A 12,895-nucleotide genomic window follows, 5' to 3' on the forward strand; every position below is an offset into this window, starting at 1 on the left:
ACGCACAGGGCGCTGACGTGCCCGTTTAGTAGCAACAGGCACGCTCCCGATAGTCTTGTGCCTATGTGTGGAATCGTGGGATACGTAGGCCGTTCGTCTGACGGTGCAATTAAGGGTCACAGTGCTTTGGATGTTGTCCTTGAGGGGCTGCGCCGCCTGGAGTACCGCGGGTACGATTCCGCCGGTGTGGCGGTGGTGTCCGAAGGGACCATCGAGTCGCGGAAGAAGTCCGGGAAGCTGACCAACCTCCTGGCCGAGCTGGAAGCGCGGCCGCTGCCGGCTGCCACCACCGGGATCGGGCACACGCGCTGGGCCACCCACGGCGGCCCGACGGACCGCAACGCGCACCCGCACCTGTCCGACGGGGGCAAGCTCGCCGTGATCCACAACGGCATCATCGAGAACTTTGCCGAGCTGAAGCTTGAGCTGCTGGAAAAGGGCGTCACGTTCATTTCTGAAACGGATACGGAGGTCGCCGCGGCGCTGCTGGGTGACATTTTCCGGAACAAGCTGGGCGGTGTCACCGCCGACGGCGGCCTGACCCGCGCCATGGAACTGGCCTGCCAGCGCCTCGAGGGCGCCTTCACGCTCCTGGCCGTGCACGCGGACCAGCCGGACGTCGTGGTGGCCGCGCGCCGCAACTCGCCGCTGGTGGTTGGCCTGGGCGACGGGGAGAACTTCCTCGGCTCTGACGTGTCCGGCTTCATCGACTACACCCGCCGCGCGGTGGAACTGGGCCAGGACCAGATTGTCACCATCACCGCGGACACGGTGGACATTACCGATTTCTACGGCAACCCGGCCTCCGGCAAGGAATACCACGTGGACTGGGACCCTGCCTCTGCTGAAAAGGGCGGTTTCTCCTCGTTCATGGAGAAGGAAATCCACGACCAGCCCGACGCCGTGGCGCAGACCCTGCTGGGCCGCTCGGACATCAAGGGCAAGCTGACCCTGGACGAGCTGCGGATCGATCCCGAGCTGTTGAAGAAGGTCGACAAGATCATCGTGCTGGCCTGCGGCACCGCCGCGTACGCCGGCACCGTGGCCAAGTATGCGATCGAGAACTGGTGCCGGATCCCCACGGAGGTGGAACTGGCACACGAGTTCCGCTACCGGGACCCGATCCTGAACGAGAACACCCTGGTGGTGTCCATCAGCCAGTCCGGCGAAACCATGGATACCCTGATGGCCGTCCGTTACGCCCGCGAGCAGGGTGCCAAGACCATCTCGATCTGCAACACCAACGGCTCCACCATCCCGCGTGAATCCGACGCCGTGCTCTACACGCACGCGGGCCCGGAGATCGCCGTCGCCTCCACCAAGGCGTTCCTGGCCCAGATCACCGCCGCCTACCTGCTGGGCCTGTACCTGGCGCAGCTGCGCGGGAACATCTTCTCGGGGCAGATCAAGGACGTCCTCGCGGACCTGAACAAGATCCCGGCCAAGATCCAGACCATCCTGGACAACGCCGGCCCGCTGCGTGAGCTTGCGCGGAGCATGGCGGACGAGAAGTCGGTGCTGTTCCTGGGCCGGCACGTGGGCTACCCGGTGGCGCTCGAGGGCGCGCTGAAGCTCAAGGAAATCGCCTACATCCACGCCGAAGGCTTCGCCGCCGGTGAGCTCAAGCACGGCCCGATCGCCCTGATCGACGAAGGCCAGCCGGTGTTCGTGGTGGTCCCGTCCCCGCGCGGCCGCGACTCGCTGCACTCCAAGGTGGTCTCCAACATCCAGGAAGTCCGCGCCCGCGGCGCCCGGACCCTGGTCATCGCCGAGGAAGGCGACGAAGCCGTCAAGGCCTACGCCGAACACGTCTTCTACGTCCCCGAAACGCCCACCCTGCTGATGCCGCTGCTCACCACCGTGCCGCTGCAGATCTTCGCCGCCGAACTCGCCGCCGCCAAGGGCTACGACGTGGACCAGCCGCGCAACCTCGCCAAGAGCGTCACCGTCGAGTAACCGCTGTAGGCGCAAAACCCCGGGCCCAGCGGCCCGGGGTTTTGCACGTTAAAGTCCAGCTTTTGCGCTGATGGCGGACACCGTCCGCCACCGGCGCGCGGCGGCTTTCGCCCGCGGGCGCCACCGTAGAATAAGCCGCATGATCGTTGGCATTGGCGTAGACGTTGTAGACATCGAGCGGTTCGGCCGCCAGCTTGAGCGGACACCGGGCCTCAGGGACCGTTTGTTTGTTCCCGCCGAACGGGAACTGAACACGCGGTCCCTGGCCGCCCGGTTCGCCGCAAAGGAAGCGGTGGCCAAGGTCCTGGGCGCCCCCGCAGGCATGAACTGGCAGGACTGCTGGATCGGCCTGGACCAGAACGGCCCCACCGTGCAGGTCAAGGGAACGGTGCTGGCGGTCGCCGAGGCCAAGGGCGTCAAGCGCTGGCACCTGTCCATCAGCCACGACGGCGGCATCGCCACGGCCACGGTCCTGGCCGAGGGCTGACCCGGCCGGGGCTGCAGGAGGGGACACCATGATCAGCGCCTACACCGGAACGCAGGTCCGCGCAGCCGAGGAACCCCTCCTGGCTTCCGGACTCGGCGACGTCCTCATGCAGCGGGCCGCGCACGGCCTGGCCAACGCCGTCGTCCATGAACTCAAGGCACGCGGCGCCCGCCTGAACGGTGCCGGCGTCGCGGTGCTGGCGGGCAAGGGCAACAACGGCGGCGATGGCCTGTACGCCGCTGCTTTCCTCGCCGCCCGCGGAATGCGTACGACGGCGGTCCTCACCGGAGATGCCGCCCATCCGGACGGCCTGGCGGCATTTGAGCGTGCAGGCGGCCGGGTGCACCGGCTCACCGAAGCTGCACTTCCGGACCTTGCAGCCGAAGCCGGCCGGGCCGACGTCGTCATCGATGCCATCCTTGGCACCGGAGCCAAGGGCGGGCTCCGCGGAATTGCCGCGGACCTGGTCCGTGCCATTACCGACGGCAACGGCCGGGGCCTCGTGGTGGCGTGCGACCTTCCCAGTGGCGTGGACGCCGACACCGGCGAGGCTGCCGCCCCGGTCCTGGCCGCGGACCTGACTGTCACGTTCGGGGGAGCCAAGGCCGGCCTCCTGGCTGACCCCGGGGCAGACCATGCGGGCCGGGTGCTTGTGGTGCCGATCGGGATCGAGGAGCACCTGCCCCGGCCGGCGCTGCGCCGGCTGGGGGACGATGAACTGGCCCAGCTCCTGCCGCACCCCGCCCGGCGTGCCCACAAGTACTCCCGCGGCGTGCTGGGAGTGGTGGCCGGCTCCGAGGACTACCCGGGCGCCGCAGTCCTGGCCTGCCGGGGCGCGCTGGCCGCAGGTGTGGGCATGGTCCGTTACCTCGGGCCGCCATCGGTGGCGGACCTGGTGCGCCAGGCCTGCCCCGAGGTGGTCTGCAGCACCGGAACCGTGGCCGAAAACCGCGTGCAGGCCTGGCTGGTGGGCTCGGGCATCGGACCGCGGGACCACGAACAACTCACCCGCGCACGGGAGGCAATCGTGTCGGAGCTCCCGGTCGTCGCCGACGCCGGAGCCCTGCCCGCACTGCCGGCCATGCTCGCCCCGCACGTCGTGCTGACCCCGCACGCCGGCGAGCTCGCGTCGCTGTTCCAGCGGCTGGGCCACGGGGAGGACCGGGAAGCGGTGGAAGCCGGCACGCTCGCCGCTGTCCGCCATGCCGCCGAACGCACCGGCGCCACCGTCCTGCTCAAGGGCGCCACCACGCTGGTGGCCGCGCCCTGGGGTACCACCTTCAGCCAGGCGGACGGCATTCCCTGGCTCGCTACGGCAGGCAGTGGGGACGTGCTGGCGGGCGTCATCGGTGCGCTGCTCGCCCAGGCGGGGCACGACGTCGAACCTTTCCGGGCCCTGGGCATCGACGACGACGACCGCTGGGCTGCGCTTGCCGCGCTGGGGGCGGCGCTGCACGGACGTGCCGGAACGGCGGCGTCCGAAAGAGCCGCCGGCGGTCCGATCGCCGCCAGCGGAATCGCGAATACTATACCCGAAACGTGGGGTAAGGTCAGCATGCTTAGTAACTCTGGAGCCCGGAAACGTAAAAGTCACAGCCAACCACTACGGTAGGCATTAGTTCGCACCAGCAGCAGGGGCGTTCCGATGCCCTCTGCTGCTGACCAACAATGAGGAGCACGATGGAAGTCTGGCCTGGAAACGCCTACCCGCTGGGAGCTACCTTTGACGGCACCGGCACCAATTTCGCCCTGTTCAGCGAACAGGCGGAGCGGGTTGAACTCTGCCTCCTGGCCGACGACCTGACCGAGACCCGCATTGAGCTCACCGAGGTGGATGGCTACGTCTGGCACTGCTACCTGCCGCACATCCAGCCCGGCCAGAAGTACGGCTACCGGGTGCACGGACCGTACGACCCCGCAAGCGGAAGCCGGTTCAACGCGAACAAGCTGCTGATGGACCCCTACGCCAAAGCCATCCAGGGCCAGATCGACTGGGACCAGGCACTCTTCTCCTACGAGTTCGGCGACCCCGACTCCCGCAACGACGCGGACTCGGCACCCCACACCATGCACGGCGTGGTCATCAACCCGTTCTTCGAGTGGGACGGCGACCGCCAGCTCAAGGTTCCCTACCACGAGTCCGTCATCTACGAGGCCCACGTCAAGGGCCTGACCGAGCTGCACCCCGAGATCCCCGAGGAGCAGCGCGGCACGTACGCAGGCGTGGCGCACCCGGCCGTCATCGAGCACCTGAAGAAACTCGGCGTCACGGCAATCGAGCTCATGCCCGTGCACCAGTTCGTCAACGACGGCACCCTCCAGGAGAAGGGGCTGAGCAACTACTGGGGCTACAACACCATCGGCTTCTTCGCCCCGCAGAACACCTACAGCTCCACCGGCGACGTCGGGCACCAGGTCCAGGAATTCAAGGCCATGGTCCGCGACCTGCACCGTGCCGGCATCGAGGTGATCCTCGACGTCGTCTACAACCACACCGCCGAAGGCAACCACCTGGGCCCCACCCTCTCCTTCAAGGGCATCGACAACCAGGCCTACTACCGCCTGGTGGACAACGACCTCAAGCACTACATGGACTACACCGGGACGGGCAACTCGCTCAACGTCCGGCACCCGCACTCCCTGCAGCTGCTGATGGACTCCCTGCGCTACTGGGTGACGGAGATGCATGTTGACGGTTTCCGCTTCGACCTCGCCTCCACCCTGGCCCGCGAGTTCTACGACGTCGACAAGCTGTCCACCTTCTTCGAACTCATCCAGCAGGATCCCGTAGTCTCCCAGGTCAAGCTCATCGCCGAACCGTGGGACGTCGGACCCGGCGGCTATCAGGTGGGCAACTTCCCGCCGCAGTGGACGGAGTGGAACGGCAAGTACCGCGACACCGTCCGCGACTTCTGGCGCGGCGAGCCTTCCACGCTGGGCGAATTCGCGTCCCGCCTGACCGGCTCCGCCGACCTCTACGAAAGCTCTGCCCGCCGTCCGGTGGCCTCGATCAACTTCGTCACCGCCCACGACGGCTTCACCATGCGGGACCTGGTCTCCTACAACGAGAAGCACAACGAGGCCAACGGCGAAGGCAACAACGACGGCGAATCCCACAACCGGTCATGGAACTGCGGCGTCGAAGGGGACACCGACGACGAGAAGGTGCTGACCCTGCGCGCCCGCCAGCAGCGGAACTTCATTGCCACGCTGCTCCTGTCGCAGGGCGTTCCGATGGTGCTGCACGGCGACGAACTTGGCCGCACGCAGCAGGGCAACAACAACACGTACTGCCAGGATTCCGAGCTCAGCTGGGTGCACTGGGAAGCCATGGACCAGCCCCTTGTCGAATTCACCGCATTTGTCAGCAAGCTCCGGCACGACCACCCCACGTTCCGCCGCAGCCGCTTCTTCGACGGCCGGCCGGTGCGCCGCGGCGAAGGCGAAAAGCTGCCGGACATCGTGTGGCTGAAGACCGACGGCACCGAAATGCTGCCCGAGGACTGGGGGAGCGGCTTCGGCCGGACCATCGGCGTGTTCTACAACGGCGACGGCATCCAGGAGCAGGATTCCCGCGGCCGCAGGATCACCGATGACAGCTTCATCATGGCTTTCAACGCGCACGACGACGTGGTGGACTTCTGCCTTCCCTCTGACGAGTACTCGCAGTACTGGGAAGTCCTGGTTGACACCGCGGCCCAGGCCGACGCCTACGAACCGCTCAAGGCCGGGGCCACGCTGAGGCTGGACGCCAAGTCCATGGTGGTGCTTCGCGCCTACTCCGGCCCCGAAGCTGAGGTGGAGCTTTCCGCGGCCGCATCCCTGGCCTCCATGGCGGAGCAGGAAGAAGCCCAGGAGGAAATGGTGGAGGCCCAGACCAAGGCAGCCGAAGCCAGCGAGGCCAGGGCAACCAAGGCGTCGGAAGCAAGCGAGGCAAAGGCGACCAAGGCATGAGGACGCCCGCCTCGACCTACCGCCTGCAGATCCGGCGCGGTTTCACCCTGTTCGACGCCGCCGAGAAAGTGCCCTACCTGAAGGACCTCGGCGTGGACTGGGTGTACCTGTCACCCATCCTGACCGCGGAGCAGGGCTCGGACCACGGCTACGACGTGACCGACCCCTCGGCGGTGGACCCGGAACGCGGCGGCCCCGAGGGCCTGCTGGCCCTGTCCAGGGCCGCCCGCGAACACGGCATGGGCGTCCTGGTGGACATCGTCCCCAACCACGTTGGCGTCGCCACGCCTGTCCAGAACCCTTGGTGGTGGTCCCTGCTGAAGGAAGGGCAGGGCTCGCCCTACGCCGAGGCGTTCGACGTCGACTGGGACCTGGGCGGCGGCAAGGTCCGGCTTCCCATGCTGGGCTCGGACGCCGACCTGGACAAGCTGGAAATCAAGGACGGCGAACTCCGGTACTACGACCACCGGTTCCCGCTGGCCGAAGGCACCTACGCGGAAGGTGATTCCCCGCAGGACGTGCACAGCCGCCAGCACTACCAGCTGATGGACTGGCGCCGCGCCGACGCCGAGCTGAACTACCGGCGCTTTTTCGCCGTCACAACCCTCGCGGGGATCCGCGTGGAGGAACCCTCGGTCTTTGATAAGGCCCATGCCGAGGTGGGCCGCTGGTTCACCAAGGGGCTCGTGGACGGGCTCCGGGTGGACCACCCGGACGGCCTGGCCGATCCTGCCGGGTACCTCCGCTGGCTCAAGGACCTCAGCGGGGGCGCCTACATCCTGGTGGAAAAGATCCTCGAACCGGGTGAGGTCCTGCCGCAGGAGTTCGCCTGCGAAGGCACCACCGGGTACGACGCTCTGGCGGACGTGGACCGGGTCTTCATCGACCCTGCGGGAGAGCAGGCGCTGGATGCGCTGGACGCTTCACTGCGGGGGACGTCCAAGCCCGCGGACTATGCAGAAATGATCCGCGGCACCAAGCGCATGATCGCCGACGGCATCCTGCGCTCAGAGGTGCTGCGGCTGGCCCGGCTGGTCCCCGGGTCCTACGGGCTTGAGCTGGACCAGGCAGCCGACGCCATCGCGGAGATCATTGCCTCCTTCCCGGTATACCGGTCGTACCTGCCCGTGGGCGCCGAAATCCTCAAGGAAGCGTGCGAGTCAGCGGCTGCGCACCGTCCGGACCTGGAGGTTGCGGTGGGAACGCTCCTTCCCCTGCTCCTGGATCCCGCCAACCCCATCGCCATCCGCTTCCAGCAGACCTCCGGCATGGTCATGGCCAAAGGCGTGGAGGACACCGCGTTCTACCGTTACACCCGGCTGGGCACCCTGACCGAAGTGGGCGCCGAACCCACCGAATTCGCCGTGTCCCCCGAGGAGTTCCACCAGCGGATGCAGCGGCGGCAGCAGGACCTGCCTCTGTCCATGACCACGTTGTCCACCCATGACACCAAGCGCAGCGAGGACGCCCGGGCCAGGATCTCGGTCATCGCCGAGCTTCCGCAGGCATGGGCGGAAACCCTGGAAACACTGCGCGGCCTTGCGCCGATCCCGGACGGTCCGTACGAGAACCTGCTGTGGCAGGCGATCGTCGGGGCGTGGCCCGCGAGCCGGGAACGGCTGCAGGGGTACGCGGAAAAGGCGGCCCGCGAGGCCGGCAACTCCACCAAGTGGACCGACCCCAACGAGGACTTCGAATCCAAGGTGCAGGCCGCCGTCGACGCAGTCTTCGACAACGCCCAGGTCGCCAAGGTGGTCGAGGACTTCGTGGCCCGGATCGACGCCTTCTCCGCCGTCAACTCCGTCGCCGCCAAGCTGGTCCAGCTGACCATGCCCGGCGTGCCGGACGTCTACCAGGGCAGCGAGTTCTGGGAACGGTCGCTGACGGACCCGGACAACCGGCGTCCGGTGGACTTTGCGGCCCGCCAGGCAGAGCTGGCAAAGCTCGACGCCGGCACGTTGCCGGCCGCGGGCACAGAGTCCAGCAAGCTCCTGGTCACCTCCCGCGCCCTCCGCCTCCGCCGGGACCGGCCCGAACTGTTCCAGGGCTACGCTGCGGTGGCAGCCACCGGAGCGGCTGCCGGACACCTGCTGGCCTTCTCGCGCGGTGCCGGCGCGTCCCCGGGTGCCCTCACCCTGGCCACGCGGCTCCCCGCCGGACTGGAAGCCGGGGGCGGCTGGCGGGACACCGCCGTCGAACTTCCCACGGCCATGCGTGACGAACTCACCGGGGCCGTGTACGGGCCAGGCCCTGTTTCCGTGGCGGAGGTCCTGGGTACCTACCCCGTGGCCCTGCTGGTACCCGTGGATGGAGAAAAGGCATGACCCTGGTCAACGTTGGACCTGAGCGCTTTGATGTGTGGGCGCCGGCCGCCGAGTCCGTCATCCTGCTGGCCGATGACCGGCGGTACCCCATGCGGAAGAAGGAGACGGCACCCGGTTCTGAAGGGTGGTGGACGGCACCGGACGCCCCTGCTGACGGCGCCGTGGACTACGCCTACCTGCTGGACGGCGACACCACCCCCATCCCGGATCCCCGGTCCCGCCGGCTGCCGGACGGCGTCCATGAACAGTCGCGGACCTACGATCCCGCCGCTTACACGTGGCAGGATTCCGGCTGGCACGGGAAGGACCTGCAGGGAGCGGTGATCTACGAGCTGCATGTGGGCACCTTCACGCCGGCGGGAACCCTGGACGCCGCGGCGGGCAAGCTGGGCTACCTTGCGGACCTCGGCATCGACTTCGTGGAACTCCTGCCGGTCAACGGCTTCAACGGAACCCACAACTGGGGCTACGACGGCGTCCAGTGGTACACCGTGCACGAAGGCTACGGCGGCCCGGCCGCGTACCAGCGGTTCGTCGACGCCGCGCACGCCGCAGGACTGGGCGTCATCCAGGACGTGGTGTACAACCACCTGGGGCCCAGCGGCAACTACCTGCCCAAGTTCGGGCCCTACCTCAAGCAGGGCGACGCCAACACGTGGGGCGACTCGGTCAACCTCGACGGGCCCGGCTCGGACGTAGTGCGCGAATACATCCTGGATAATGCAGCGCTCTGGCTGCGGGACTACCACGTGGACGGGCTCCGGCTCGACGCCGTGCATGCCCTGCGCGACGAGCGGGCGGTGCACATCCTGGAAGACCTGGGAGCCCTGGGAGAAGCCATCTCGGCGGAGACCGGGCTGCCCAAGACGCTCATTGCCGAATCGGACCTCAACAATCCGCGTCTGCTCTATCCCCGGGACGCCAACGGGTACGGCCTTGCGGGGCAGTGGAGCGACGACTTCCACCACGCCGTCCACGTCAACGTCAGCGGCGAAACCACAGGCTACTACTCGGATTTCAAATCCCTTGGCGTGCTGGCCAAGGTGTTGAAGGACGGGTTCCTGCATGACGGCAGCTACTCCAGCTTCCGCGGCCGGCACCATGGCCGGCCCATCAATGCCTCGCTGGTGCACCCGGCGGCACTGGTGGTCTGCAACCAGAACCACGACCAGATCGGCAACCGGGCCACGGGGGACCGGCTCTCGCAGTCGCTGTCCTTTGGGCAGCTGGCCGTGGCCGCGGTCCTCACGCTGACCTCACCTTTCACGCCGATGTTGTTCATGGGCGAGGAGTTCGGCGCATCCACACCCTGGCAGTTCTTCACGTCCCACCCCGAACCGGAGCTCGGAAAGGCCACCGCGGAAGGGCGCATCAAGGAGTTCGAACGCATGGGGTGGGATCCCGCCGTCGTGCCTGATCCCCAGGATCCGGAAACCTTCCGCCGGTCCAAGCTGGACTGGGCAGAGGCCGGCAGCGGTGAGCATGCCCGGCTCCTGGAGCTCTACCGGTCACTGACCGCCCTCCGCCGCTCGCACCCGGAGCTGGCCGGGCTGGGGTTCGGTGGGACAGAGGTGTCGTACGACGACGATGCAGGCTGGCTGCGGTTCCGGCGCGGACCCGTCGAGGTACTGGTGAACTTCACCGATGCCAAAGTCCGCCTCGACGCCGCCGGAGATGTCCTCCTGGCAACGGACGAGGCCGTCGGACAGGACGGCGGGTCGCTCGCCCTCGCGCCCTGGAGCGCCGCAATCCTCACGTCCTGACCATCCACGTCTCCTGGCTAGAAGTTTCGCCGCGGGTACTGCCCGCGGCGAAACTATTTCGCCGGCGCCTGTAGCGCGGGTCACAACTGGCAGGATGGAACGTATGACTTATTCAGCAGCGGAGAACCGCTACGAATCCATGCCCTACCGCCGCGTCGGCCGCAGCGGCCTCAAACTCCCGGCCATCTCCCTGGGCCTGTGGCACAACTTCGGGGACGACAAGCGGTTTGACGAACAGCGCGCCATCCTGCGCCGCGCCTTTGACCTTGGCGTCAACCACTTCGACCTCGCCAACAACTACGGTCCGCCGGCCGGATCGGCCGAAACCAACTTTGGCCGGCACCTGCGTGACGATTTCAAGCCCTACCGTGACGAACTCGTCATCTCCACTAAGGCCGGCTACTACATGTGGCCTGGCCCCTACGGCGAGTGGGGTTCACGCAAGTACCTCATTTCCAGCCTGGACCAGTCCCTCCAGCGCATGGGCCTGGACTACGTGGACATCTTCTACAGCCACCGGCCGGACCCCGAGACCCCGCTGGAAGAAACCATGGGAGCGCTCGACTACGCCGTCCGTTCGGGCAAGGCACTCTACGCCGGCGTCTCCTCCTACACGCCCGAGCAGACCCTCGAAGCTGCAAGGATCCTCAAGGAACTTGGCACCCCGCTACTGATCCACCAGCCCAGCTACTCCATGCTCAACCGCTGGACCGAAAACGGCACCCCCAACCTGTACGAGGCCCTGGACCAGGTGGGGGCGGGCTCCATCGCCTTCTCGCCGCTGGCCCAAGGCATGCTCACCGACCGGTACCTCAACGGCATTCCCGCCGATTCCCGGGCCGCGCAGCAGAAATCCCTGGACCAGGGCCTGATCACCGAGGAGAAGCTGGAACGGATCCGCGGCCTGCATGCGATCGCCGAAGGCCGCGGCCAGTCCCTGGCCCAGATGGCCATTGCTTGGATCCTGCGTGACCAGCCCAAGGGATCGCCTGTCACGTCCGCCCTGATAGGAGCCTCCAGCGTGCGGCAGTTGGAGGACAGCCTCTCCGCCATCAACAACCTCGGCTTTACCGACGAGGAGCTCAACGCCATCGATGAGTTCGCCGTGGAATCGGACATCAACCTCTGGAAGCAGAACGCCTGACGGCTGTCGCCTTACGGACGCTTTCTTACATGCGGGACCGGGCGCACGGCGCCCGGTCCCGCTGCGTTGGGTAGTATGAAAAGGCGCCGCGCGGCGCCGTGCCAGCCGGCCGCCGTCGTACTTCCTGCGAAGCCATACCCGGCCGGCTGACGTTCGTCCCAAAGGAGTTCCGTGTCTTCACATCCGATTCGTGTTGCAATCGTTGGCGTGGGTAACTGCGCCGCCTCGCTGGTCCAGGGCGTTGAGTACTACAAGGACGCCGACCCGAAGGCCACCATTCCGGGCCTGATGCATGTTGAGTTCGGCCCGTACCACGTGGGTGACGTGGAGTTCGTTGCCGCGTTCGACGTCGACGGCAAGAAGGTTGGCCACGACCTGTCCGCGGCGATCCTGGCGAGCGAGAACAACACCATCAAGATCGCCGATGTCCCGCCGACCGGTGTCACGGTCCAGCGCGGCCACACCCTGGACGGCCTGGGCCGGTACTACCTGGAGACCATCGAGCAGTCCACCGAAGAGCCGGTCGATGTGGTCCAGGCTTTGAAGGATGCCCGGGTCGACGTGATGGTCTGCTACCTGCCCGTCGGGTCGCAGGAAGCGGCCGAGTTCTACGCCCAGTGCGCCATCGACGCCGGGGTGGCGTTCGTCAACGCCCTGCCGGTTTTCATTGCCGGGACGAAGGAATGGGCGGACAAGTTCACCGCCGCCGGTGTGCCGATCGTGGGCGATGACATCAAGAGCCAGATCGGTGCCACGATCACGCACCGTGTGATGGCGAAGCTGTTCGAGGACCGGGGCGTCACCCTGGACCGGACGTACCAGCTGAACGTCGGCGGGAACATGGACTTCAAGAACATGCTCGAGCGGGACCGGCTGGAATCGAAGAAGATCTCCAAGACCCAGGCCGTGACCTCAAACGTCGAGGCGGAACTGGCGGCCAAGGATGTCCATATTGGCCCGTCCGACTATGTGCAGTGGCTTGATGACCGGAAGTGGGCGTTCGTGCGCCTCGAAGGCCGCAACTTCGGTGACGCACCTGTTTCGCTGGAGTACAAGCTGGAGGTCTGGGACTCGCCGAACTCAGCCGGCGTCATCATTGACGCCATCCGCGCCGCCAAGATCGGCCTGGACCGCGGCATCGGCGGCCCGCTGCTCTCCGCATCGAGCTACTTCATGAAGTCCCCGCCGGAGCAGTTCAACGACGACCTCGCCCGCGAAAAGGTCGAAGCCTTCATCCGCGGCGACCTGGAGCGCTAACCGTCCCAAC

Annotated in this window: 8 protein-coding genes; all 8 read left to right on the top strand. The window is 67.0% G+C overall.

The window, feature by feature from the left end; translation table 11 throughout:
- Positions 1 to 63: 63 nt before the first annotated feature.
- The 8 genes from glmS to K4G53_RS15370 all read left to right on the top strand — a co-directional run bounded on the left by glmS (position 64) and on the right by K4G53_RS15370 (position 12,885).
- Positions 64 to 1,956 carry a glutamine--fructose-6-phosphate transaminase (isomerizing) gene (gene glmS / locus K4G53_RS15335; RefSeq protein WP_221386506.1) on the top strand — a complete coding sequence of 631 codons (1,893 nt, stop codon included), beginning with the start codon at positions 64 to 66 and terminating at the stop codon, positions 1,954 to 1,956.
- Positions 1,957 to 2,095: 139 nt separating this feature from the next.
- Positions 2,096 to 2,443 carry a holo-ACP synthase gene (locus K4G53_RS15340; RefSeq protein ID WP_018760400.1) on the top strand — a complete coding sequence of 116 codons (348 nt, stop codon included), beginning with the start codon at positions 2,096 to 2,098 and terminating at the stop codon, positions 2,441 to 2,443.
- 28 nt (positions 2,444 to 2,471) lie between these two features.
- Positions 2,472 to 4,055: an NAD(P)H-hydrate dehydratase gene (locus tag K4G53_RS15345; RefSeq protein ID WP_221386507.1), complete on the top strand. Its 1,584-nt coding sequence runs from the start codon at positions 2,472 to 2,474 to the stop codon at positions 4,053 to 4,055.
- Between the two features lie 68 nt (positions 4,056 to 4,123).
- Positions 4,124 to 6,397 (top strand): glycogen debranching protein GlgX, encoded by a 2,274-nt coding sequence (glgX, locus tag K4G53_RS15350; protein WP_221386508.1) that lies wholly within the window; start codon positions 4,124 to 4,126, stop codon positions 6,395 to 6,397.
- Positions 6,394 to 8,721 carry a malto-oligosyltrehalose synthase gene (gene treY, locus K4G53_RS15355; protein ID WP_221386509.1) on the top strand — a complete coding sequence of 776 codons (2,328 nt, stop codon included), beginning with the start codon at positions 6,394 to 6,396 and terminating at the stop codon, positions 8,719 to 8,721. The genes glgX and treY overlap by 4 nt, the downstream gene beginning before the upstream one ends.
- Positions 8,718 to 10,484 (top strand): malto-oligosyltrehalose trehalohydrolase, encoded by a 1,767-nt coding sequence (treZ, locus tag K4G53_RS15360; protein ID WP_221386510.1) that lies wholly within the window; start codon positions 8,718 to 8,720, stop codon positions 10,482 to 10,484. The genes treY and treZ overlap by 4 nt, the downstream gene beginning before the upstream one ends.
- Before the next feature lie 103 nt (positions 10,485 to 10,587).
- Positions 10,588 to 11,628, top strand: coding sequence for an L-glyceraldehyde 3-phosphate reductase (mgrA, locus tag K4G53_RS15365; protein WP_221386511.1), 1,041 nt, complete (start codon positions 10,588 to 10,590; stop codon positions 11,626 to 11,628).
- A gap of 171 nt (positions 11,629 to 11,799) precedes the next feature.
- On the top strand, positions 11,800 to 12,885 hold the full coding sequence (locus tag K4G53_RS15370) for an inositol-3-phosphate synthase (protein ID WP_221386512.1): 1,086 nt from the start codon (positions 11,800 to 11,802) through the stop codon (positions 12,883 to 12,885).
- Positions 12,886 to 12,895: the final 10 nt, after the last annotated feature.

It is taken from the genome of Arthrobacter sp. MAHUQ-56 (genome assembly GCF_019710585.1).
Lineage (GTDB): Bacteria > Actinomycetota > Actinomycetes > Actinomycetales > Micrococcaceae > Arthrobacter.